The sequence below is a fragment of the Paenibacillus nuruki genome, assembly GCF_963311185.1.
Lineage (GTDB): Bacteria > Bacillota > Bacilli > Paenibacillales > Paenibacillaceae > Saccharibacillus > Saccharibacillus nuruki.
This window is the reverse complement of the sequence record NZ_OY725677.1, coordinates 2,816,797-2,840,356: the sequence shown is the minus strand read 5'-3', so window position 1 is coordinate 2,840,356 and position 23,560 is coordinate 2,816,797. Positions and strand designations below refer to the sequence as shown.

The 23,560-nt window shown below is 40.2% G+C and carries 20 protein-coding genes, 2 tRNA genes, 1 pseudogene and 1 other annotated feature; of the genes and pseudogenes, 20 read left to right on the top strand and 3 right to left on the bottom strand.

Annotated elements, in window-relative coordinates; translation table 11 throughout:
- The first annotated feature begins 94 nt into the window (after positions 1-94).
- From ilvB to RCP16_RS12650, 5 genes are all read left to right on the top strand, one after another.
- Positions 95-1,843: a biosynthetic-type acetolactate synthase large subunit gene (gene ilvB, locus RCP16_RS12670; RefSeq protein WP_069327255.1), complete on the top strand. Its 1,749-nt coding sequence runs from the start codon at positions 95-97 to the stop codon at positions 1,841-1,843.
- Positions 1,840-2,328, top strand: a complete 489-nt coding sequence (gene ilvN, locus RCP16_RS12665; protein ID WP_069327256.1) for an acetolactate synthase small subunit — start codon at positions 1,840-1,842, stop codon at positions 2,326-2,328. Before ilvB ends, ilvN begins: the two co-directional genes overlap by 4 nt.
- Before the next feature lie 172 nt (positions 2,329-2,500).
- Positions 2,501-3,493, top strand: a complete 993-nt coding sequence (gene ilvC, locus RCP16_RS12660) for a ketol-acid reductoisomerase (RefSeq protein ID WP_069327257.1) — start codon at positions 2,501-2,503, stop codon at positions 3,491-3,493.
- 146 nt (positions 3,494-3,639) lie between these two features.
- Positions 3,640-5,184, top strand: coding sequence for a 2-isopropylmalate synthase (locus tag RCP16_RS12655; RefSeq protein ID WP_069327258.1), 1,545 nt, complete (start codon positions 3,640-3,642; stop codon positions 5,182-5,184).
- Positions 5,185-5,375: 191 nt separating this feature from the next.
- Entirely contained in the window at positions 5,376-6,455 is a 1,080-nt protein-coding gene (locus RCP16_RS12650; protein ID WP_137222223.1) for a hypothetical protein, read from the top strand.
- Between the two features lie 296 nt (positions 6,456-6,751).
- Here the strand turns inward: RCP16_RS12650 and RCP16_RS12645 are convergent, their stop codons facing one another.
- Complete coding sequence (locus tag RCP16_RS12645; RefSeq protein ID WP_069327260.1) at positions 6,752-7,732, bottom strand: aldo/keto reductase; 981 nt, start codon at positions 7,730-7,732, stop codon at positions 6,752-6,754.
- Positions 7,733-8,109: 377 nt separating this feature from the next.
- On the opposite strand from RCP16_RS12645, the gene leuB reads away from it, so the two are divergent.
- The 7 genes from leuB (at position 8,110) to RCP16_RS12610 (ending at position 15,310) form a co-directional block, all read left to right on the top strand.
- Complete coding sequence (gene leuB, locus RCP16_RS12640) at positions 8,110-9,204, top strand: 3-isopropylmalate dehydrogenase (RefSeq protein WP_069327261.1); 1,095 nt, start codon at positions 8,110-8,112, stop codon at positions 9,202-9,204.
- Between the two features lie 265 nt (positions 9,205-9,469).
- Complete coding sequence (locus tag RCP16_RS12635; RefSeq protein WP_069327262.1) at positions 9,470-10,018, top strand: peroxiredoxin; 549 nt, start codon at positions 9,470-9,472, stop codon at positions 10,016-10,018.
- Positions 10,019-10,200: 182 nt separating this feature from the next.
- The gene (locus RCP16_RS12630; protein WP_137222228.1) at positions 10,201-10,605 is read left to right on the top strand and encodes a hypothetical protein; all 405 of its coding nucleotides are present in this window, start codon (positions 10,201-10,203) and stop codon (positions 10,603-10,605) included.
- A 126-nt stretch (positions 10,606-10,731) separates the two neighbouring features.
- Complete coding sequence (locus RCP16_RS12625; protein WP_308640439.1) at positions 10,732-11,730, top strand: AAA family ATPase; 999 nt, start codon at positions 10,732-10,734, stop codon at positions 11,728-11,730.
- Positions 11,731-12,894 (top strand): DUF58 domain-containing protein, encoded by a 1,164-nt coding sequence (locus tag RCP16_RS12620; RefSeq protein ID WP_308640438.1) that lies wholly within the window; start codon positions 11,731-11,733, stop codon positions 12,892-12,894. It abuts the gene before it with no gap.
- Positions 12,891-14,225 (top strand): hypothetical protein, encoded by a 1,335-nt coding sequence (locus RCP16_RS12615; protein ID WP_308640437.1) that lies wholly within the window; start codon positions 12,891-12,893, stop codon positions 14,223-14,225. Before RCP16_RS12620 ends, RCP16_RS12615 begins: the two co-directional genes overlap by 4 nt.
- Before the next feature lie 113 nt (positions 14,226-14,338).
- Positions 14,339-15,310: an aldolase catalytic domain-containing protein gene (locus RCP16_RS12610; protein ID WP_069327267.1), complete on the top strand. Its 972-nt coding sequence runs from the start codon at positions 14,339-14,341 to the stop codon at positions 15,308-15,310.
- Positions 15,311-15,419: 109 nt separating this feature from the next.
- Here the strand turns inward: RCP16_RS12610 and RCP16_RS12605 are convergent, their stop codons facing one another.
- Both RCP16_RS12605 and RCP16_RS12600 read right to left on the bottom strand, forming a co-directional pair.
- Positions 15,420-15,680, bottom strand: coding sequence for a hypothetical protein (locus RCP16_RS12605; RefSeq protein ID WP_137222236.1), 261 nt, complete (start codon positions 15,678-15,680; stop codon positions 15,420-15,422).
- Complete coding sequence (locus RCP16_RS12600) at positions 15,677-16,000, bottom strand: YbjQ family protein (protein ID WP_069327269.1); 324 nt, start codon at positions 15,998-16,000, stop codon at positions 15,677-15,679. The genes RCP16_RS12605 and RCP16_RS12600 overlap by 4 nt, the downstream gene beginning before the upstream one ends.
- A gap of 161 nt (positions 16,001-16,161) precedes the next feature.
- On the opposite strand from RCP16_RS12600, the gene RCP16_RS12595 reads away from it, so the two are divergent.
- The 8 genes and pseudogenes from RCP16_RS12595 (at position 16,162) to pheT (ending at position 23,396) form a co-directional block, all read left to right on the top strand.
- Positions 16,162-16,238: transfer RNA gene (locus tag RCP16_RS12595), tRNA-Pro, on the top strand.
- Between the two features lie 9 nt (positions 16,239-16,247).
- Positions 16,248-16,318, top strand: a tRNA-Gly gene (locus RCP16_RS12590).
- Positions 16,319-16,433: 115 nt separating this feature from the next.
- The gene (locus tag RCP16_RS12585) at positions 16,434-16,610 is read left to right on the top strand and encodes a hypothetical protein (RefSeq protein WP_175425155.1); all 177 of its coding nucleotides are present in this window, start codon (positions 16,434-16,436) and stop codon (positions 16,608-16,610) included.
- Positions 16,603-16,842: pseudogene (locus tag RCP16_RS12580) on the top strand (hypothetical protein); the annotation flags it as partial. The gene RCP16_RS12585 and the pseudogene RCP16_RS12580, both read left to right, overlap by 8 nt.
- A 13-nt stretch (positions 16,843-16,855) precedes the next feature.
- Positions 16,856-16,978 carry a hypothetical protein gene (locus tag RCP16_RS12575; protein WP_308640435.1) on the top strand — a complete coding sequence of 41 codons (123 nt, stop codon included), beginning with the start codon at positions 16,856-16,858 and terminating at the stop codon, positions 16,976-16,978.
- A gap of 458 nt (positions 16,979-17,436) precedes the next feature.
- Positions 17,437-19,440 (top strand): ribosomal protection-like ABC-F family protein, encoded by a 2,004-nt coding sequence (abc-f, locus tag RCP16_RS12570; protein ID WP_308640434.1) that lies wholly within the window; start codon positions 17,437-17,439, stop codon positions 19,438-19,440.
- Between the two features lie 84 nt (positions 19,441-19,524).
- Positions 19,525-19,827: a binding site (T-box leader), on the top strand.
- Positions 19,828-19,921: 94 nt separating this feature from the next.
- Complete coding sequence (gene pheS, locus RCP16_RS12565) at positions 19,922-20,935, top strand: phenylalanine--tRNA ligase subunit alpha (protein WP_069327295.1); 1,014 nt, start codon at positions 19,922-19,924, stop codon at positions 20,933-20,935.
- 19 nt (positions 20,936-20,954) lie between these two features.
- Complete coding sequence (pheT, locus tag RCP16_RS12560; RefSeq protein ID WP_137222240.1) at positions 20,955-23,396, top strand: phenylalanine--tRNA ligase subunit beta; 2,442 nt, start codon at positions 20,955-20,957, stop codon at positions 23,394-23,396.
- Positions 23,397-23,560 lie beyond the last annotated feature (164 nt).

Sequence of the window (23,560 nt, the reverse complement as noted above, 5' to 3'; positions counted from 1 at the left end):
CAGAAAATCTGTACTGTTCATCCCAAGCAGCATAAGGGATATCGTTCATTTGCCAATGTAAGATTGATGTGAATTTTTGGGAGGAGGATGACTAATGAGCACGAAAATACCTAATGTGCAGTCAACAGAAGAATTACGTGAGAAATGGATGAAACCGGAAGTGATTACAGGTTCGGAAATGTTACTTCGCAGCTTACTACTTGAAGGTGTAGATTGTGTCTTTGGCTATCCTGGTGGAGCTGTATTATATATTTATGATGCTATGCATGGATTTGAAGATTTCAAACATTTACTAACACGTCATGAGCAAGGTGCTATTCATGCAGCAGATGGTTATGCTCGTGCTAGTGGTAAAGTTGGCGTGTGTATCGCTACTTCGGGTCCAGGAGCAACGAATCTGGTAACAGGTATTGCAACAGCGTATATGGATTCAACACCATTGGTTGTGATTACCGGTAACGTAGCTACTACATTGATCGGTACGGATGCTTTCCAAGAAGCAGATATTACAGGGATTACAATGCCAATCACTAAGCATAGTTATCTTGTTCGTGATGTAGAAGACTTGCCAAGAGTGATTCATGAAGCTTTCCATATTGCCAATACAGGTCGTAAAGGTCCAGTATTGATCGATATTCCTAAAGATGTATCGGCAGCAAAAGCATTATTCAAACCACATACAGAACCGGTGGCTATGCGTGGTTACAATCCAAGAGTTACGCCTAACAAATTACAATTGGATAAATTGCATCAAGCGATTACTGAAGCAGAGCGTCCATTGGTTCTTGCAGGTGGTGGAGTTGTCTACTCTGGTGGACATGAAGAATTGTTCAAGTTCATTACAGCTACAGGTATCCCGATTACTACAACTTTGCTAGGTCTAGGTGGATTCCCAAGTGGTAATGATCTATGGATCGGAATGCCCGGGATGCACGGAACTTATACTGCTAATAATGCAATTCAACAATCTGACTTACTGATTAATATCGGAGCACGCTTCGATGATCGAGTAACAGGTAAATTAGATGGATTTGCACCACATGCCAAAATTGTTCATATCGATATTGATCCTGCTGAAATCGGTAAAAACGTAGCCGTTGATATTCCTATCGTAGGCGATGTGAAAACTGTATTGGAAATGCTCAATGTTAATGTACCTCATGCAGCAAAAGCAGATGAATGGCGTGCAAAAGTAGCAGGCTGGAAAAAAGACAAACCTTTCCGCTATGATGATTCAGAAGAAGTGTTGAAGCCGCAATGGGTTGTAGAAATGTTAAATGATACAACGAATGGTGAAGCGATCGTAACAACCGATGTAGGACAGCATCAAATGTGGTCTGCACAGTATTATCGCTTTAACCAACCTCGTTCATGGGTAACGTCCGGTGGACTTGGAACAATGGGCTTTGGTTTCCCTTCAGCAATTGGTGCACAGATGGCTAATCCAGAACGTCTGGTTATTTCGATCAATGGTGATGGTGGCATGCAGATGTGTTCACAAGAATTAGCGATCTGCGCTATTAATAATATTCCAGTCAAAATTGTTATTTTGAACAATCAGGTGTTGGGTATGGTTCGTCAGTGGCAAGAATTGATCTATGATAACCGTTATAGTCATATCGATCTTGCAGGAAGCCCTGATTTTGTAAAATTAGCAGAAGCATATGGCGTAAAAGGTCTACGTGCTACGAATAAAGAAGAAGCACAAGCAGCTTGGAAAGAAGCTATGGATACACCGGGTCCTGTCGTTGTTGAGTTTGTGGTCAACAAACATGAGAACGTGTATCCAATGGTTACTCAGGGATCTACCATTGATCAAATGTTAATGGGGGATGAAGAATGAATATCATGAAGCATACTATCGCAGTTTTAGTAAACGATCAGCCCGGCGTTCTTCAAAGAGTCTCAGGACTCTTTGGCCGTCGGGGATTCAATATCGAAAGTATCACTGTAGGTCAATCGGAAGAAGTGGGCTTGTCACGTATGGTTATTGTGACTACAGGCGGCGAGAAAACACTAGAACAGATTGAAAAGCAACTATACAAAATTATCGATGTTATTAAAGTTATTGACCTTAGCTCAAAACCAATGGTTACAAGAGAACTGGCATTGATTAAAGTAAAATCAGAGCCAGCAGAACGTCCAGAAATTATGGGTGTTGTGGAAACGTTCCGTGCATCTGTTGTTGATATCGGTCCAAATAGTCTTATGGTTCAAGTTGTAGGGGATACGCATAAAATTGATGCTATGCTTGAATTACTGAAGCCTTATGGTATTCGTGAACTTTCCCGCACAGGCGCGACAGCGATGATACGCGGTAACGTATAAAAGATTTATTTTTTCCGGCAAGAGCGGGTAATTTGAAAAGATAACTGCTAGATAAAATACAATTTGGATAGGGTTGTCTTTTGAAATACCCGCTCTTGTCAGAGGGTTGCGTACTATGTACTATCGGTCTATACCGAAAACCAGCTTCATACATTAGAGGAGGAAGAAAAAAATGGCTATAACAACTTACTACGAAAATGATGCAGAATTGAACGTATTGAAAGGTAAAACAATCGCAATTATCGGATACGGAAGTCAAGGACATGCTCACGCACAAAACTTGCGTGACAGCGGATTGTCTGTAGTTATTGGTCTTCGTGAAGGTAAATCTTTTGACAAAGCAAAAAATGATGGTTTTGAAGTACTATCTGTAGCAGAAGCAACGAAACGTGCAGACCTTGTACAAATTTTGATGCCTGATGAAACACAAGCAAGTGTATACAAAAGCGACATCGAAGCAAACTTGAAACCTGATGCTGCATTACTATTTGCTCACGGATTCAATGTTCACTTTGGACAAATCATAGCTCCAGAAGGTAACGATGTATTGCTAATCGCTCCTAAATCTCCAGGACACATGGTACGTCGTACATATGAAGAAGGATTTGGAGTACCTGGCCTAATCGCTATTCATCAAGATGCTACAGGTTCTGCTAAAGAAATCGGTCTAGCTTATGCTAAAGGTATCGGTTGTACACGTGCAGGCGTTATCGAAACTTCATTCCGTGAAGAAACAGAAACTGATTTGTTCGGTGAGCAAGCAGTATTATGTGGTGGCGTAAGTGCATTGGTTAAAGCTGGATTCGAAACATTGACTGAAGCAGGTTACGCTCCTGAAATGGCATACTTCGAGTGTCTGCATGAATTGAAATTGATCGTTGACTTGATGTATGAAGGTGGCTTGTCCACAATGCGTGATTCCATCAGTAACACAGCAGAATATGGTGACTATGTAACAGGTCCTCGTATTGTTACTGAAGATACGAAAAAAGCAATGAAAGAAGTATTGTCTGATATCCAACAAGGTAAATTTGCTCGTGACTTTATGCTTGAAAACCAATCCGGTCGTGCATTCTTGACAGCGACTCGTCGTAACGAATCCGAGCACCAACTAGAAGTAGTAGGTAAAGAACTTCGCGGTATGATGCACTGGATCAAAAAATAAAGAATTTTAATCTATAACGTTAGACCGTCTATGACGGTTGTATTGAAGTAAAAGGTAGAGTGAAGACCGGTATGTAGTAGGGAATAGGAATATATATGCCTTACTGCATACCGGTATTTTTTTCAAAAAAACAAGGAGGTGCGATGATGCGCAAAATTTATATTTTTGATACCACATTGAGAGATGGAGAACAATCGCCGGGAGTGAACTTGAATACTCGCGAGAAAGTAGAGATTGCTTATCAACTCGAAAAGTTGGGTGTCGATCGGATAGAAGCTGGATTCCCGGCAGCATCGCCTGGAGATTTGGCAGCGGTTAATGCTGTAGCACGTGCAGTCAAAAATGCAAGTATCATTGGTCTGTCACGAGCTAGAGAACAAGATATCGATGCGGTACGCGAGGCACTGAAAGGTGCGCAAGATCCGTGCCTACATCTGTTCTTGGCGACTTCACCGATTCACCGTCAGTATAAGCTTCGTATGGAAAAAGAACAGGTTAAAGATACAGCACGTTCAGCTATTCGCTATGCACGCCAGTATTTTGACAAAGTGGAATTTTCATTGGAAGATGCAGGACGTACAGAGTATGACTTTATGGTGGAAATGGTAACGATGGCGGTCGAAGAAGGCGCTTACGTGGTAAATATTCCAGATACGGTTGGCTTTTTGACACCTTATGAATACGGCAATATTTTCAAACATCTGAAAGAAAATGTACCTAATATCGAAAAAGTACAATTGAGCGCTCACTGTCATGATGATCTAGGCATGGCAACAGCGAATGCATTAGCCGCAATTTTGAATGGTGCGGATCAGATTGAAGGTACGATTAATGGGATCGGTGAACGTGCTGGTAATACATCGTTAGAAGAAGTAGCGATGGCACTGGAAACACGTCAGGATTTCTTTAATGCCAAAACAAGCTTGACCCTTTCGGAAATCGCACGTACAAGTCGTTTGGTGAGCAAATTGACAGGTATGGTCGTCCCGGGGAACAAAGCTATTGTTGGAGCTAATGCATTTGCCCATGAATCTGGTATTCATCAAGATGGTATGTTGAAAGAGAAAACAACCTATGAAATTATGAGTCCAGAAACGATAGGCTTTAAAGCAACCAAGTTAGTGATGGGTAAACACTCAGGTCGTCATGCATTCCGTGAACATTTGATTGAACTCGGTTATAACTTGGAAGAAGAAGCATTGAATGAAGCATTTGCTAAATTTAAAATTTTGGCAGATAAGAAAAAAGAAATCTCGGATGATGATCTATTCGCCTTGTTAGAAGAACGTCTTGCAGATGCACCTGAATTGTTCCAATTGGATTCGTTGTTTGTTTCCTTTGATAGTGAAGGTTCTCCAACAGCGAAGATCCGTTTGTCGACATCCGATGGTGAAGTACGTGAAGAAGAATCTAGCGGTAACGGTTCTGTGGATTCGATCTACAACGCTATTGATAAAGCTTCACAAGAAGAAGTGAAGCTAGCAGATTACTCGATCAAAGGGGTAACACAAGGTAAAGACGCACTGGGTGAAGTTCATGTAGCACTTACTCAAGATGGTATTACTGCGCAAGGTCGTGGCGTGAGTACAGATATTCTAGAAGCCAGCGCACGTGCTTATGTAGACTCTTTGAATCGTCTTGTCGAAAAGCGTAAAACATACGGTAGACGTGATAATATTTCGATGATCTAAAAAAGATTTACAAAAAATAATCATTTAGGTTGTAAAAAGACTGTTATTTTTTACTTTATATAATGAAAGACCTTTTAACCACACTGTTGTAAATGACAGTGTGGTTATTTATTTAGCAGAAGTAGAGTGAAAAGTAGAAATGTAGTCAGTCGCCCAGTTCAAATTATATTCAATCAGAGGAGGAATACAGTATGACTTGTCAAGGTAAAGACTTGCCTATCGAAGTAGTAGATACCACCGGAATTGTTCAGTATGATATTGCTTCTGCAACCAAGGGAGGCACTCGCCGTTTAATGGTAAGTGATAATCCTGAGACATTGAGTGAAGCCAATTTTCCTGTACGTCATGGTACATTATGGCATGATGTTGTGCAGACGAATAACAAAACAGTACAACATCGCATTTTTGCATGGCATTACAATGTGCTTAAAGATCCAGTTAAAGTGGGTATTACGCTTGAAAATAAAGCAAATCATGGCGCTCTTCGAATTACATCGATTGCTCGTGAGTATCGAGTTGGTGGAGATGACGTAAATTGGATCAGTGATATTGGTACTTGTATTTCAAGAGCGACACTTGGAGGAACAGCAGATCAACGTACTGCTGAAAATCCATTGATTAAACAGTTGCAATCAGGCTTAATCGAAAGCTTTATTGTACCACCGGGTAAATTGCTTGGATTTATGTATGACTTTACGGTTGAAAGTACAGACAGTGGGCAGATCAGTTACGAAGTACGTACAGTCGCTTCGCGCGATACAGCATATGATCTGACATTAATTAAGTCAGCTCCGTTACCGCTTGCACCACAAGCGCATCCGCGTGGCAGTTGGAATTTCTCAGAAACCAATGCGATCACACCTGTATATACAGTAGGATCAGCACGTGTTATTTATCCAACGGCTACCAAGTTGAAAAAAGATGGAACATTGCCTGCGGATCAACTATTTACAGCGGTTAATAGTGAATTACCTACTTCTCTTGATAATCGTGCTCAATTCGGAGCTGTATACAATGTCACTGTTCCTGTAAATAACCCGTCTTCACAAGCACGTACGATCAAAATTTCACTAAATCCACGTGGTGGTAGTTATGGTGGTGCTGTTCGTAAAGATGGGCAGACTTACGGTGTGCCTTTAATGCGTACCAACACACAAGCATGTCCTGTCTATACGGTTAATGCTCCTCCCGGAAATAGTAAATATACGTTTGCTTTGATGATTGCAGGCGCTTCGTCTACACCGCTAGGTATTTTGGTAGAAACATTATAAAATATATCAAATCCAAAATGGTGTATGAGAGTCATCCGATAGATTCGTATGAATAGTAACAAAAAAGCTCTTCCTTTGTCTTTGCAGACACTTAGGAAGAGCTTTTTTTGATCAAAATAATGATTTACCGAATAACTGTCTACACAATGATGATTTTCTGCATCATCTAAATCATCCAAAAGAAATAATTGCATTCATCTTAGGATGATCTAGTTTGAGAGAGTAGTTGTTATTACTGCCTTTATATCATCATACATGTATATTAAAAACAATTACTTTATGTTGAAAAGCAAGATTTACCAAGCGTATGCTTTAGGAGCTGCTCCACCTGGACCCGGGAAAATTTCATCCAAACGAGTCATTGTAGCTTCATCTAGCTTCACATCGATAATACGTAAAGAACTTTCAAACTGTTCTGCTGTACGTGGTCCAATGATTGGAGCAGTTACTGCTGGATTAGCAAGAACCCATGCTAAAGCGACCACATCTTGAGGCTCGCCTAGTTCTTTACATAGTTCAGCGTATTGCTCTAGTTGTTCTTTATGTTGATCCACTCTTTTGGCATCTCCACCACTGCGTGAACCTTCGATTTTTTGTAGTGCATTACGTCCCAATAATCCGCCATCCAGTGGACTCCAAGGAATAACGCCTAATCCAAGCGCATGAGCAGCAGGAAGAACTTCCAATTCAGGTTGACGACATAATAGACTATATTTATGTTGCTCTGAAATTAAACCTAAGAAATTACGGTTTTCAGCAGCTTTTTGAGCGATTGCGATATGCCATGCTGCAAAGTTACTTGAACCGACATAACCGATTTTACCTTGTTGAACAGCGACTTCGAATGCACCCCATAATTCATCCCAACTTACATTGGTATCAATATGGTGCATTTGATACAATTCAACATGATCGGTTTGTAAGCGTTTGAGAGAACCTTCAAGATGACGACGAATTTTGTAAGCTGATAATCCACCATCGCTATTAGGGCCATCTAAATCTTTATGCATTGTGCCATATACTTTAGTAGCTAGCACCACTTTCTCACGACGATTACCGCCTTGTTTGAACCAACGTCCGATAATCTCTTCTGTTGTTCCAACACCTACTTTAAATCCGTATACATTGGCAGTATCAAAAAAGTTGATGCCTGCATCAAGAGCAGCGTCCATAATTCGGAATGATTCTTTCTCATCTGTAACAGGTCCAAAATTCATCGTGCCCAAACAAATACGGCTGACCTTTAACCCTGACTTACCAAGATATGAATAATCCATAATATGCACTCCTCTGTTTTTAAAATATTGAACTGCATAACCAAATGCGCTCTTGTATTATTTTAGACCTTGTATCTGTGAACAGCAAATTTCCTTATCCAATATTTGGTACAAATTCCTATGTTGCTATAGCATATAATAATACGGAAGTGAAGATGAGTATATCAATGGTTTGTCAGATAGCTTATCCATCTAATTACAGATCATTTGATATCGATTTATGCCGTAGTAAAATCTATCAATCTATCTATGAAAAGAAGCTTATAGGATTTGCCTATGAAGGTCATAGTTTGTATATCTTGGCTAAGACCTGACATGTATGATAAAACTGTGTATAGGTGAAATGAACGAACTCAACATAAAAGGAGACTTCTAATATGACAGACGTAAAAAAAATCGCAGTAATTGCCGGTGACGGTATCGGACCAGAAGTTGTAGCAGAAGCTGAAAAAGTATTAAAAAAAGCAGAAGAACTATACGGATATTCTTTTGAAACGGAACATGCTTTATTTGGCGGAATCGCAATAGATGAAAAAGGAACACCACTTCCAGAAGAAACACTAGCGATTTGTAAAAGTGCAGACGCTGTATTGCTTGGAGCTGTCGGCGGACCGAAATGGGATAACAACTCTAAAGAACTTCGTCCAGAAACAGGTCTTCTAGGGATTCGCAAAGCTTTGGGACTATTTTCTAACTTACGTCCAGCGGTTGTATTCGATTGTCTGAAAGAAGCATCTACACTCAAGCCAGAAGTGCTTGAAGGAACAGACTTGATGGTTGTTCGTGAATTAACAGGCGGCATTTATTTTGGAGAGAAGCTAAGAAGACAAGGTGAGCATGGGGAAGAAGCTGTAGATACATGTGTATATAATGTAACTGAGATTGAACGGATCACACGTCAAGCTTTTGAGATTGCTCAAAAACGTCGTAAGAAACTAGCTTCTGTAGATAAAGCCAATGTACTTGAAACGTCTCGTTTATGGCGTGAGACAGTTAACCGGATTGCTCCTGACTATCCAGATGTAGAACTAGAGCACGTATTGGTTGATAACTGTGCGATGCAATTGCTTCGTCGTCCATCTAGTTTTGATGTGATCGTGACTGAAAATATGTTTGGTGATATTTTGAGTGATGAAGCAGCTATGTTGACAGGATCGATCGGAATGTTAGCTTCTGCGTCTATGGGAGATAGCACAGATGCAGGTAGCTTTGGATTGTATGAGCCGGTACACGGATCAGCACCTGATATCGCAGGACAAGGATTAGCAAATCCGATTGCAACTATTTTGTCTGTAGCGTTGATGTTCCGTCTAACCTTTAATTATGCAGAAGCAGCAGATGCTATTGAAGCAGCAGTAGCTAAAGTATTAGATGAAGGTCATCGTACAGCTGATATTGCTGTTGATAAGAGCAAGGCATTATCCACTTCACAAATGGGTGATTTGATCGTAGCAGCCATGCAGAAAGCATAATCTACCTTTTATGATTTGTATAAGCAGAATGAAGTTGCAAAATGTGATCAAAGTGTGAATAAAGCTCTCTTCGCTAGAGCCAGAAGACATTAAATTGTACGAAAAAATCCTTATTTAGAATTATTATAATAAAGTATCTCTTCTAATCTTGACTTTGATTTGGGTCGATGATAACATTCTTGTCATAGCGTTTTAGAGTTATGATAATGATAGGAAAGAAAAGTGTTTGTTAGCTTTTCTTATATAAAAGGAGGAATACTGGATTATGGCAGATCGTTTAGTAGGTAAACAAGCACCAGATTTTAACATGGAGACCGTTTCTGGTGACGGTAAAGATTTTGGACGCGTTCAATTGTCCGATTACAAAGGTAAATGGTTGGTATTTTTCTTCTATCCACTAGATTTCACTTTTGTATGCCCTACAGAAATCACTGCACTTAGTGATGCAGCAGAAGAATTCAGAGCATTGGATACTGAAATTGTTGGTGTAAGTACTGACTCTATTCACAGTCACAAAGCTTGGATTAGCACTGCTCCAGAAAACAATGGTCTAGGTCAATTGAACTTCCCATTGGCTTCCGATATTACGAAAAAAGTTGCTTCTGATTATGGCGTATTGATCGAAGAAGAAGGCGTAGCACTTCGCGGTCTATTCATCATCGATCCAGAAGGCGAATTGAAATATGAAGTAGTTAACCATAACGATGTAGGCCGTAGCGTAGAAGAAACTCTTCGCGTATTGCAAGCTCTACAATCCGGTGGACTATGCCCTATGAACTGGAAACCAGGACAAAAAACTTTAGTTACTTCTTAATATAAGAAAAAGTAATCTATTTTGCCCCTTCATTCGTATATTCTACGAATGGGGGGGTTTTGTCTTCTCCCAAAAAAGTGTAGAATGGACACAAGCTGGTTAATAATCATTCACAATCAATTATTTTGATGATATTGGGGTAAGGTTGAAAATCATAGAATAATGTATGGAGGGTGAGCAACATGAGCTTTTGCTGTGGCGGCAGTATGATAGGTACGAAAGGGACGTTAAAACATTTTCGAACCCAGGTTCATAATGTTCCCCTACTCGTATGTCCTGTATGTGAGCGTGTTGAAGTTCACTACAAAGTAGAAAGTGAATATGAGATTTTGGCTGAGTATGCGCATGGAGACGGTACACCTGAGATCGATTTTCAGGACTATGTTATGGAAGATGAAGCGACCATGTTCGAGAACTGCGTGAATATGGAAGAAGATGATCCTATGACTATGGTTCAAAGTCAGATCGATATGGGGCTGGATTTGCTTGCTGTAGCCAAAAAGATCAATGATGAAAAATGGGAACGTGATCTGAAAAGACGCCTTGCTGTCATGAGTCTACGTCGCTCTCGTCTTCAACACAAGTAAGTTATAAATGTAAGCCATAATTGAATATATTAAAAAGGAGAAGCGATATCAAGCTTCTCTTTTTTGCATTTTATCCAAATCAAGGTATGATAAAACGAGATAAGTAGAGAAAGGAAGATCAATACGATGGATACATATACAGTTCAACATTTAGCGAATCGACTTCAACAACAAGTAGGTAAAGTGATCGTAGGGAAAGATCATGAGATTCAATTGCTACTCACGGCTTTATTTGCTTCCGGTCATGTATTGATGGAAGATGTGCCAGGCACAGGTAAAACAATGCTTGCCAAAACACTAGCGTCAGCGATGAGTTGTCATTTTCAGCGGATTCAGTTTACGCCAGATTTGTTGCCTTCTGACCTTACAGGAATTCACTTTTTTAATCAAAAAGAAAGCGAATTCACGTTTCGAGCAGGGCCTTTATTTGCCAATATTGTACTGGCGGATGAGATCAATCGTGCAACACCACGTACTCAATCCAGTCTACTTGAATGTATGGAAGAACAGCAGATTAGTGTCGATGGAGAGACGATGAAACTAGAACATCCTTTTATGGTGATTGCCACTCAGAATCCGGTCGATAATCAAGGAACGTTTCCATTACCCGAAGCACAGATGGATCGATTTATGTTGAAAATGTCGATGGGTTATCCTTCAGCAGAAGAAGGTGTTGAGATTTTGCGTCGAACAGCATCATCTTCATTAGTGAACAAAGAAGTAGCTATAGAATCTGGTGAAATGACTACTTTCGAACAAGTCAGTCGTGAGCAAATTATTGAAGCCAGAGAGCAATGTCAGGCAGTGACTATTCACCATGACTTGTTAAGCTATATTGTTCGTATTGCAGAAGCAACCCGTGAGCATCAAGAGATTGCTCTAGGGGCCAGTCCGCGGGCAACACAAGCCTTACTGCGAGCTGCTCAAGCCTATGCGGCTATACAAGGCAGAGATTATGTATTACCCGATGATATTCAGACAATGGCTTCGCCGGTATTGTCTCATCGTCTCGTATTCAAAAATAGACATCAAAATGATAAAAATAAAGCACATGTATTGATTCAATCGATTTTGGACACTGAAGTTGTACCGACTGAAGCTAATCTGGAAAGTAGAGTGAAGTAAATGGAGTTTTTCTGGCTACTTCTGATTGCTGGAGTCGTTGTATTGCTTCAAGCTCTAGTCCTAGGCAGACGATCTCTTCGGCAGATTGATTATGAACGCAAATTATCTCGAAGTCACTGTCATGTGGGCGATGATATTGAGATGATTGAGATTATTCAGAATAAGCGCCGTATTCCTGTACCCTGGCTCCGATTAGAATCGATTTTACCTGCGGGGTTCCAATTTGGACATCAAGCAGAGACAGCGATCAGTGAAGGCACGCTATACCAGAATCATACCAGTCTGTTTAGCTTATCTGCGCAGACACGTATTACACGCACACATCAGATTAATTGCCGACAACGTGGTGTTTTTCATATGGATAGCGCTTTAATGAGTGCCGGCGATGTATTTGGACTTGCTCGTGCCAATCGTCCACTACGTATTGAGACCCGTATGACTGTCTATCCTGCTTATACAGCGATAGATGACATGCCAGAAGCTTATCGAAGCTGGCAAGGAGAAGTCGAAGTGAGACGCTGGACAAATGAAGATCCTTTTTTGATTACAGGAGTGCGAGAATACAGTTCAGGTGATCCGATGAATCAGATTCACTGGAAAGCGACAGCACGTACAGGTCAGTTACAAGTGTATCGTCAAGGGTATAGTGCTGATCCAGAAGTCATGATTCTATTCAATATTGAAATCAATGAACAGATGTGGAGAGTCGTAACAGAACCGATGGTAGCAGAGTATGGTCTGAGTTGTTGTGCAACGATTGCTGCTGATCTCATTGGTAAAGGAATGAAAGCAGGATTTGGACACAATGCGATTATAGCGACAGAAGATGAGCAAGATGCCCGGATTCTACCTGCTTATGGCAGTGAACAATTATCTGCATTACTTCAATGTATGGCAGAAGTACAATTAAAAAGCAGGCAGCCATTTCATGAATTTTTACAATCTTTTGTACCCCAATCCAGTCAGGAAAATGAACCTATCCACAAAATGGATATTTTAATCGTCACTCCGCATGTATCTCAACCGATCAAGCAGGCGATTACGATATTAGAGCAGGCGGGGTCAACAGTTAGTATTTTGAATGTACCTGATATAGAGCAGTTGAAGAAGTCCCACTGGAATCAGAGTGTATACGATAAACCAAGCAGGAAGGTGAGCGGATGACAACTCAGGATTCTTCCAAAGCAGTAGGCTATTCGATCTCTAGTTACTGGCAACCTCTTACTTATATGCTGGCAGAAGTAGCGGCATGCTTTCCTATTCTTGTTCTGCTAGATGGATATTTATTTCATACGGATCAACCTGTTTTATGGGCATTGTGGCTTCTATGTGCAGGGGGGCTAGGTATTACATTACGTATCGCTGTCAGACGATCTGCTGCCCAATGGAAAACGATAAGCTGGTTTGTAGTATGGATCATTATAGGAGCCTTGGTATGTTGGATGATACTAAATCATGTAAGTTGGACATCTATATGGATAGCCAGCATAAGTCTATTAGTCGTCGGATTATTCCGTGGCAATATGCTAGTGATGGGCGATTGGGATCGGTTATTTCCATTAACATTACAATTGATTTTGCTGATCGTAGCATGGATATTTTATGTGATTACAGGTTCAGCGGGTGATCTGTCATCTGCGCACTTTTCTATTTATATCGCAGGTATGGTTCATTTATTTGCTATTCTTATGCGGTGTGGTGCACGTCAGATTAACTATTCGGTATGGGAAGATGGATTTCCAATCGCAGCATTACAGTTGGTTATCCGTCGAAGTCGGCGCTGGACATGGATCTTAATAGGAGTCATTGCTATTATTGGAGGCAGTACACAATTATCTATGATGCTGAGCTGGTTGTGGCAGAAGATACTTTCTCTTTTTCAATCTAATGAAACAGCTGTACCTAGTCAAATGATTGAGCCGATGAACCCGCCACCTTTGTTACCACCAATGGATCTACCTGAGCAAAGCCCATCTATTCTGGACCCTGCTTGGATTGAACGAATCGCTCAGATCATTATGATTGCTGCGTTAACCGCTTTTATGATTGGCGTAGGGCTATTTATATATCGTCTAATTCGTAAGTATGGCCCACCACTCTGGCGATGGTTATTGCGTATTCTGGGGATCGAAAGTGCTATTCCTTTACCGGCTGAGGAACCATCTGCTGGATATGTAGATCAGACAGAGAAGATTCACTCCAAACCATCGCCTTTCCGCATTCCTTTGAAAAGAAAAGTACCGGACGATCCTGCTGAGCGAGTTCGTTATCATTATGAAAAATTGATTCGTCGTGGACTCAAACAAGGTTTAGATCAACATCAAGGCGATACACCGACTATACTTGGACGCAAAATGATTCATTTAAATAAAAAAGAGACATCGATGGATTCTGAACAGCGTATATCTGTATTGATTCGTTGGTACAATCAGATTCGTTATGGCGCTAAGTCTATAGATGCCGAAGAACTGAAAGTCTGGGAGAAAAAAGATTGAATATTTAATGAATTTATTCATGTGAAGCTTTAAAGCGTGTTAGAAAATTCTTTACTTTTAAAGGATGCTTACAGTATCATGGAGAGAATGAAAAGGCTGAAAGGAGATTAACAATGAAACTTAATCCAAGCAAAATTGTAGACTGTACGATTCGTGATGGAGGTCTGGTGAATAACTGGGATTTCAGCGTAGAATTTGTACAAGATTTGTATAAAGGTCTGAACGAAGCAGGTATAGAATATATGGAGATTGGTTACAAAAACTCTCCCAAACTACTTAAAGGTGCAGAAGCAGCAGGTCCGTGGCGCTTTCTAGACGACGATTTCTTGCGTACGGTTATTCCTCAAAAAGGAACAACTAAATTATCTGCGCTTGTAGATATCGGTCGTGTAGCTGAAGAAGATATTTTGCCACGTGAAGAAAGTATGTTAGACCTTATCCGTGTAGCTTGTTATATCAAAGATGTAGACAAAGCTCTTCAATTGGTACAAACGTTCCATGATCGCGGATATGAGACAACAATCAATATTATGGCTTTATCTAATGTAATGGAAAATGAATTGCTAGAAGCTTTTGAATTGATCAACGAAAGTGTAGTTGATGTTGTTTATATTGTAGATAGCTACGGCAGTCTAGATTATAAAGACATGCTTTACTTGGTAGATAAATTCAAAACCAACTTGCCTAACAAACGTCTGGGTGTACATACCCATAACAATATGCAAATGGCGTTCTCTAACACTCTTGTAGCAGCAGAACATGGTGTTGAATTACTAGATGCTTCTGTATACGGTATGGGACGTGCCGCAGGTAACTGTCCGACTGAATTGCTAGTGACTCATTTAAAAAATACCAAGTATACATTGCGTCCAGTCTTAGAAATGATCGACAAGCATATGATTGCTTTGCGTGAAAAAGAAGAGTGGGGCTATATCATTCCTTATATGATCACAGGATCATTGGATGAGCATCCACGTTCTGCAATGGCACTTCGTGCTTCAGATGACAAAGACAATTCTGTTGATTTCTACGATAAGTTGACGACTCCAGAAGTAAGCTTTGATTCTTCTAAAGGCAATAAGTAAAACTAGCTAAAAGAGCATACTGAATATAGTAAAAGAGCAATCTCCAGTTAGTATGGAAGATTGCTCTTTTTGTATATATTTTTCTAAGTAAAGATCCATTTAGGATATTTTAAGATTGAGAATATTCTTCAACATATGAACGTGTACCTGTCTGTTCATGATAATAGACTCGATATGTTTTACCATCGGCAGGATCGACAAAGACTTCAGAAGTAGGATGTGAATGCTTGAGGATATCATCTTGTTGTTGGGAAGAGCGTTGCTTTCCTTTATATCGTTTATCAAAAAAGTACCAGCTTATTAAAAGAAGAGCCAGGAAACCACCAATTTGTAAAGTAAAATAGATAGCTCCTACATTAAAAAAACTCATGTGATCGGCTCAATGGTCACAACCGTACCATAAGCAACAATTTCACTCATACTACTACCGATATCGCCACTATCGAATCGCATCATCACTACTGCATTACCACCCATGGTATGAGCGCTTTCAACCATTCGATCTAATGCCTGACGACGACCATCTTCGATCATTTGAGTATATTGCTTGATTTCACCACCGACTAATCCTTTAAAAGAAGCCATAATATCGCCACCTATTCCACGTGCACGCACAACGACACCAAAAGTCGAGCCCAGAACGTTAGTTACTCGGTAACCGGGAATATTTTCAGTCGTTACAATAATCATTTCGATCACTCCCATCTGATTGATAAAGCGTATACTATACTTTTTATATACGTAACGCGATCTGAAACGATACATAAATAAAAGAAGTTGCAAGATAAAATTGAATATGATATATTATATCTTGTCGTTAAGAAAGCCTAATGACTTTCCAAACGTGACCTCGGGATGTAGCTCAGCTTGGTAGAGCACCTGGTTTGGGACCAGGGGGTCGCATGTTCAAATCGTGTCATCCCGACCATCCATTCATGCGGGTGTAGTTCAATGGTAGAACTTCAGCCTTCCAAGCTGATAGCGTGGGTTCGATTCCCATCACCCGCTTACCGAAATACCAAGAGGAAGTCTTTGCATAAGCAAAGGCTTTTTTTGTTGTATTAGTATCATAATATGAATAAGTGTTAATATCATTATAAAAACACAGTAAGGATGATAAAAAATGAGCAATATAACAAAACTAGCGAAATTAATTAAAATGACTGGAGATCGTGCTAAATTAGATGCCAAAATGAATAATACTTATATTGTATATAAAAATAAAAATGGTCATATTGTTAAAGAATATATTGATGGAAATATTGTCTTAATTCATAATGAAGAATCATCTTATGAATAATTTCAAACCTACAATGTACGTTTTTGCTGGAAACAATGGTAGTGGTAAAAGTACAATTCGTAATTTGATTGTAGATCAAATTGGAATCAGTATTAATATAGATCCAGATGCCTTAGCAAGAAAAATAGATAGTGAACATCCAGAAAAGTATAGAATGTCAGCAGGAAAAGAAGCCATTAAACTTGCTAGAGATTGCATAGAATATAATCGTGATTTTTCAGTAGAAACTACTTCATCATTTAATTATGATTGATAATAGCGAATCTTCTGGTGAGATTGTATTAGAAATCATAGAGAATAAGATCGTTTATCGTTCTGCTGAAATGCCGAAATGGGTGAAAGATATCGAACCACACTTGAAAAATTAAATATTAATCACATCTAAATTTGGTTTTTCTCCAAAATTTTGTTATACTGTCGTTGTCAGCGGTAATGATACACCTTATATTTTTTAAGCTGACCATTCTGAAGAAATGAGAGGGTCCTATTGTCCAATGAAGTAAACATACGAATTTCCCTACGAACTGCACAGGATAGAAGCAGGCAGACAGCTCAAGCGGCTGATGCAAACGGGATACGTATGTCCATGGATAGCAATAGGAAACTGTTATGATAAACAGTTCAGGATGAAGATGGTTTTACTTTGAGGATTAACGATGTCTTAGGCTAGCAAGAGACATGAATAATCGTAAAGTAGAAGCACTATACATTTATATCCTTTTGCTTATTTTACATATGGATGATGAACGATCTGACGTTAGCATTATCAACCGCGAGGGCATCTGCTCTGGCGGTTTTTTTATGATTTCAGAGAGGATGATGTTCAATGACAACCATCGTAAAAGTAAGCAATTTAGCGAAAGACTGGAATGGAAAACGAATTTTTGAACAAGTGAATGTACAAATAGAAGCAGGTGAGCGTTTAGCTCTTATCGGTGAAAATGGAAGTGGCAAAAGTACACTGATCCAACTGCTGATGAATCATACTGAATGCACAGAAGGCAAAATCGAACGATTTTTACCGTTAACACAGTGGGATTGGATGAGACAGCAAGATGATGCAGAGCATATTGGGCAAGGATGGACTACTTTAGAAATAGCTCGTCAAGGGAAGCCCGAGTTATGGGATTTGCGTCAGCAACTAGATGAATTAGAACAGCAACTTCAAAATATTTCGGTTGAACAACAAGGTGAACTTTACAATGAAGTGCTAGAACAATATGGGAGTACGTTAGAAACGTATGAAAAAAACAACGGATTCCTATGGGAGATTGAAGTTGAAAAGCAATTGACAGTGATCGGCATTGCTTCAGAGCTATGGAATGTACCTTATACTCAGTTAAGCGGCGGTCAGAAGACCAGAGTACGTCTAGCCTCTGTGTTAACACGGGATACCCAGTTATTGATCTTGGATGAACCGACCAATCATCTGGATACCGAAACGATGGAATGGTTAGAAAAGAGATTACATCAGTATACAGGTACACTGTTATTTGTATCCCATGATCGAGAATTTGTAGATCGGATGGCAACGTCTGTCTGTGAATTAACTTCTACAGGAATGACCAAATATAAAGGTGGATACCGTGATTACCGTGAACACAAACAGCGTGAGTTACGAGCGCAGGAATCACTATACAAAAAGCAAGAACAACAGCGCAAAGCATTACAAGAATCGATTCGCAATTATCAACAGTGGTTTGAACAGGCTCATCATGCAGCAGGGAAGCAAAGTGAAGTAAAAATGGCTAAAAGCTATTATAGAGACAAAGCGAATAAAAATATTTCACGTTATCACGCCAAAGAAAAAGCACTGGAACGGTTAGATACCGAAAGTGTGCAAAAACCGCGTGCTACGGACAAAATGAATTTTGAACTAGAAGCTAGTGAGTTTAAAGGGCATACGTTGATTCGGTTGGATGATGTAAGCTTTGGTTATTCAAACCATTCAGATCAAGAAGATCAGCATAGTGATTATAGCAAACACGCTTTAATTCAACATCTGGATATGAATGTACAACGTGGCGATCGGATAGCGATTACAGGGCCGAACGGCTCGGGCAAAACAACATTGATCAAGCTACTCCTCGGACAATTACAACCTTCTAGCGGTGAGCTGTGGCATCATCCAGCATTAAATATAGGTTATTTTTCTCAGGAACTGGAAGGGTTACCTTTAGAAATGACATTACTGGATAGTCTATTGGTATTACCAGCGATGACACGAACAGAAGCACAGACGATTCTGGGTTGCTTTTTATTCCGTGGAGAAGATGTGTACAAGCAGATTGGTCATTTAAGTATGGGAGAACAGTGCAGAGTGGCATTAATCCGTTTATATTTTGGTGGTGCTAATGTATTAATTCTAGACGAGCCGACCAACTATCTCGATATCGCTGCCCAAGAAGTGATCGAGTCTGCGTTAGAACAGTATACAGGAACGATTATTATGGTTTCTCATGACCGGATGTTAGTTCGGCGATTAGCGATTCGTCTGTTGAAGCTGGAACGTGATCGTCCATATCAATGGTTTGAAGGCACTGTAGAAGAGTATGAAGCTGCTCAGGCACATCAGCAACAAGAAGTGCAAGCAGGTGGGGTAGAAGCGAATCAACAGCGTATGATGCTTGAATTGCGTCTATCTCAGTTATTATCTGGACTTGCCGATCAGAAAAAGACGAATCCTTCTATATCTCGATCAAGCGATCATTTGCCTAATGCTACACAATCGATTGAGAATCTCAACTTGGAACAGAACGGTAATGATCCAGTCTGGCAAGAAATTCAATCGTTGCGCAAAGAGTTAGCGTCCTATTCGTCTCAGTCTTAAATAAATAGAAAGTTCTTTTTGCATAACAATCGTTGACGGGAAGGCTGGTTATTTGTAAAATAGTGAGTATCTATTTTCACTATGACATCTGCAACGAAAGAGAAGAGTAAACAGTACTGTCGTACAGGGAGAAAATGCCATTAGATTGAGAGCATTTTTACAGAAGCAGACTGTTGAAGTTCACTCTGGAGCAGCGTTCTGAAATATAAGTGAGCTGTATGATTAAGCTGATCTATAGATTAGGAATAGCCGGTGTAACGATCCGTTATCGTCGTTTCGAGCGAGAAGCTTATAATCTACATGTGATTGATTTAGAGGAGACTCTATATTGAGATACAGATTATAAATTTCTAACAAGGGTGGTACCACGGTCTTTTCGTCCCTTAAGGGGAGAGAAGGCCTTTTTTTGTTGTTTTAATAAGGTTTACACACTGCGTGATAGGAAGAAAGGGGCTTAACAACGATGAGCGAAATCGTCCAAATGCAAGAACATTTGCTTGCTTTGAAATCCGAAGCACTGGAAGTATTAGAAAAAGTAGCCACACCGAAAGAACTAGCAGATCTACGTGTTAAATACTCTGGTAAAAAAGGAGCTTTAACCGAAGTTTTACGTGGTATGGGTAAGCTTAGTGCTGAAGAACGTCCTGTTGTGGGTCAAGTTGCTAATGAAGTGCGTGAAGCGATCGAAGAAGTGATCAATCGCAAACAAGAAGAATTTGTACGTGCAGAGACGAACGAACGTCTTGCTGCTGAAAAAATCGATGTAACATTGCCTGGTCGTGGATTGCCACAAGGCGGTATCCATCCGATCAACAAAGTAATCGAACAAATGGAAGATATTTTCCTGGGCATGGGATACAGCGTAGCTGAAGGTCCTCAAGCAGAAAGTGATTATTATAACTTTGAAGCATTGAATTTGCCGAAAAATCACCCTGCTCGTGATATGCAAGATTCTTTCTATCTGACCGATGAATTGTTGATGCGTACCCATACTTCTCCTGTGCAGATTCGTGCGATGGAAGCGGCTAAAGGAAAAGCACCTTTGAAAGTGATTTGCCCGGGTGCTGTATATCGTCGTGATGATGACGATGCGACTCACTCTTTCCAATTTTTCCAAATCGAAGGATTGGTGATTGATAAAGGGATTCGTATGAGTGATCTTAAAGGAACATTACTTCAATTTGCTCGTGAAATGTTCGGAGAGTCTACTGAAATTCGTTTGCGTCCTAGCTTTTTCCCTTTCACAGAGCCTAGCGTAGAAGTTGATGTTACCTTTGTGAAAAAGAATGGTGAACGCATCTGGATCGAAGTGTTAGGTTGCGGTATGGTTCATCCTAAAGTGTTAGAAATGGGCGGTTTTGACCCTGAAGTATATAGTGGATTTGCATTTGGTATCGGCGTAGAACGGATAGCTATTCTAAAATACGGCATTGACGATATTCGTCATTTCTACAGTAACGATATGCGTTTCCTCAAACAATTCTCACGTATCTAATATAAAGGAGTGAATAGCAGTGAAAGTATCTACACAATGGCTGTCTCAATATGTTTCTTTGGATCAAGTCACTCCAGAAGAACTAGCAGAGCGCATTACACGTTCTGGAATCGAAATCGATAGCGTTGAATACCGTAATCAAGGGATTACAAACGTTGTTGTTGGTTATGTGAAAAGTAAAGAAAAGCATCCAGATGCAGACAAATTAAACGTCTGTGTAATTGATGCCGGACAAGGTGAAGACTTACAGATCGTATGTGGTGCTAAAAATATCGATGCTGGACAAAAAGTTCCAGTCGCTCTTGTAGGTGCTAAATTACCGGGCGGTATGGATATCAAAAAAGCCAAGTTGCGTGGCGTATTATCTCAAGGGATGATCTGTTCTGCCAAAGAACTAGGTATTAACGATAAATTACTTCCTAAAGATCAACAAGAAGGTATTTTGGTTCTACCTGAACATACAGAAATCGGTACACCGATTGTAGAATTACTTGGCTTGGACGATGCTGTACTTGATTTCGATCTAACACCGAATCGTTCTGATTGCTTGAGTATGCTAGGTGCGGCTTATGAAGTAGGCGCTATTCTAGGTCGTGATGTACAATTGCCAGAATTGAATTTTGTAGAAGCTGGTGATGCAGCGGCAGATCATATTTCGGTAAACATTGAAGCGACAGAGCAATGTAGTCACTTCTCAGCTCGTTATATCAGCGGGATCACAGTTGGAGCTTCTCCACTATGGTTACAAAACCGTCTGATTGCAGCAGGGATTCGTCCGATTAGTAATATTGTCGATATTACCAACTTCGTGATGTTAGAATACGGACAACCTCTACATGCTTATGATGCAGACAAATTAAATCAAGGTGCAATTGAAGTACGGATGGCACGTGAAGGTGAAGTTCTTAACACATTAGATGATCAAGAACGTAAATTAGATGATCGTATGTTATTGATTACAAGTGGCGGACAGCCTGTAGGCCTTGCTGGCGTTATGGGTGGTGCTGATACAGAAGTGACAGCCTCTACAGTCAATATTTTGCTAGAATCTGCTAAGTTCGATGGTGGAACAATCCGCAAAACATCACGTCGTCTTGGGCTTCGTTCAGAAGCGAGTCAACGTTTTGAAAAAGAAGTCGATCCGTCTGCGGTAGTACCAGCGCTTAATCGTGCAGCTGAATTGATCGTTCGTTATGGTCATGGATTGATTCACGAAGGTATTGTAGAAGAAGTGGTACAAGTAGCAGAAGAGAAAACACTTCAGTTGTCTTTGAGCAAATTAAATCGTTATTTAGGTACAGAATTGTCTTTACTTGAAATTAAAACGATCTTCTCCCGTCTTCAATTCCCTTATGGCGATGTAGCACAAGACTTATTAGAAGTACGTGTTCCTACACGTCGTGGTGATATTGTACGCGATGTAGATTTGATCGAAGAAGTAGCTCGTTTATATGGATATGATAATATTCCAACGACTTCGATTGAAGGCACAACAACACCAGGAGCATTGACCAAGTCTCAACGCTTACGTCGTACTGTGCGTCATTTGCTAACTCATGGTGGATATCAAGAAGCGATCACGTATTCGTTCACACATCCAGCCAAAAATGATCTGTTCCCACAATTGCGTGGAGAGCAACAACAGGTTGCTCTTGCGATGCCGATGAGTGAAGATCGTAGTGTGCTACGGAGTACGTTGATTCCGCAGTTGTTAGAAACAGCTTCATTTAACCGCAATCGTAAACAGGAAAATTTAGCTTTATTTGAAATCGGAAGTGCGTTCTTCAGTTCTGAGCAAGAATTGACTCGTCAACCGACAGAAGTTCCTTTGCTTGGATTGCTACTTACAGGTAGACGCCAACAAGCACAATGGAATACAGGTAACGAACGTGTCGATTTCTTTGATCTTAAAGGTGCACTCGAAAGTCTACTTCAATATCTAGGACTACAATCACTGATTACGTACAAAGCAGATCAACCACAAGGATTCCATCCAGGACGCTCTGCCTCTGTATATTTACAAGTAGGTAGTCAGCAACAATGGATTGGTGTGATTGGACAGATTCATCCTGATATTCAGCGCGAATCCGATCTTGAAGATACGTATGTCGCAGAGATTCAATTGGCTCCATTGTATGAAGAAGCCGATGAGAAAATCGTATACAGCGAATTGCCACGTTACCCTTCAGTACAACGTGATATTGCTGTTGTAATCAATGAAGAAGTAGCAGCAGGAGAATTACTAGCTTCTATTCGTTTGACAGCGAAAGAATTGTTAGAAACGGTACAAGTCTTTGATGTGTACACAGGCGACCGTGTAGGCGAAGGTAAGAAGAGTGTAGCGATTGCGATCGTATATCGTCACGCTGAGCATACCTTAACAGATGAAGAAGTAACGGCTGTGCATGATCAAGTATTGACTGTATTATCTGAACAATTTGGTGCAGAACTACGTAAATAATACATTTTGCTCTATAATCATACTGCTTAGATTCCCTACTTAAATGACTCTGTTATTAAAGAATCATGTTTGTTAGGGACTATAGCAGGAATTGACAAGGGTCGCATCGAATAACAATCGATGTGGCTTTTTTGTCTACATCCAACTAGAATAAACAGAAGAAG

What these genes read in the sequence shown, in the direction of transcription:
- ilvB (WP_069327255.1), top strand. Translation starts at nt 95, where the DNA reads ATGAGCACGAAAATACCTAATGTGCAGTCAACAGAAGAATTACGTGAG.
- ilvN (WP_069327256.1), top strand. Translation starts at nt 1,840, where the DNA reads ATGAATATCATGAAGCATACTATCGCAGTTTTAGTAAACGATCAGCCC.
- ilvC (WP_069327257.1), top strand. Translation starts at nt 2,501, where the DNA reads ATGGCTATAACAACTTACTACGAAAATGATGCAGAATTGAACGTATTG.
- RCP16_RS12655 (WP_069327258.1), top strand. Translation starts at nt 3,640, where the DNA reads ATGCGCAAAATTTATATTTTTGATACCACATTGAGAGATGGAGAACAA.
- RCP16_RS12650 (WP_137222223.1), top strand. Translation starts at nt 5,376, where the DNA reads ATGACTTGTCAAGGTAAAGACTTGCCTATCGAAGTAGTAGATACCACC.
- RCP16_RS12645 (WP_069327260.1), bottom strand. Translation starts at nt 7,732, where the DNA reads ATGGATTATTCATATCTTGGTAAGTCAGGGTTAAAGGTCAGCCGTATT.
- leuB (WP_069327261.1), top strand. Translation starts at nt 8,110, where the DNA reads ATGACAGACGTAAAAAAAATCGCAGTAATTGCCGGTGACGGTATCGGA.
- RCP16_RS12635 (WP_069327262.1), top strand. Translation starts at nt 9,470, where the DNA reads ATGGCAGATCGTTTAGTAGGTAAACAAGCACCAGATTTTAACATGGAG.
- RCP16_RS12630 (WP_137222228.1), top strand. Translation starts at nt 10,201, where the DNA reads ATGAGCTTTTGCTGTGGCGGCAGTATGATAGGTACGAAAGGGACGTTA.
- RCP16_RS12625 (WP_308640439.1), top strand. Translation starts at nt 10,732, where the DNA reads ATGGATACATATACAGTTCAACATTTAGCGAATCGACTTCAACAACAA.
- RCP16_RS12620 (WP_308640438.1), top strand. Translation starts at nt 11,731, where the DNA reads ATGGAGTTTTTCTGGCTACTTCTGATTGCTGGAGTCGTTGTATTGCTT.
- RCP16_RS12615 (WP_308640437.1), top strand. Translation starts at nt 12,891, where the DNA reads ATGACAACTCAGGATTCTTCCAAAGCAGTAGGCTATTCGATCTCTAGT.
- RCP16_RS12610 (WP_069327267.1), top strand. Translation starts at nt 14,339, where the DNA reads ATGAAACTTAATCCAAGCAAAATTGTAGACTGTACGATTCGTGATGGA.
- RCP16_RS12605 (WP_137222236.1), bottom strand. Translation starts at nt 15,680, where the DNA reads ATGAGTTTTTTTAATGTAGGAGCTATCTATTTTACTTTACAAATTGGT.
- RCP16_RS12600 (WP_069327269.1), bottom strand. Translation starts at nt 16,000, where the DNA reads ATGATTATTGTAACGACTGAAAATATTCCCGGTTACCGAGTAACTAAC.
- RCP16_RS12585 (WP_175425155.1), top strand. Translation starts at nt 16,434, where the DNA reads ATGAGCAATATAACAAAACTAGCGAAATTAATTAAAATGACTGGAGAT.
- RCP16_RS12575 (WP_308640435.1), top strand. Translation starts at nt 16,856, where the DNA reads ATGATTGATAATAGCGAATCTTCTGGTGAGATTGTATTAGAAATCATA.
- abc-f (WP_308640434.1), top strand. Translation starts at nt 17,437, where the DNA reads ATGACAACCATCGTAAAAGTAAGCAATTTAGCGAAAGACTGGAATGGA.
- pheS (WP_069327295.1), top strand. Translation starts at nt 19,922, where the DNA reads ATGCAAGAACATTTGCTTGCTTTGAAATCCGAAGCACTGGAAGTATTA.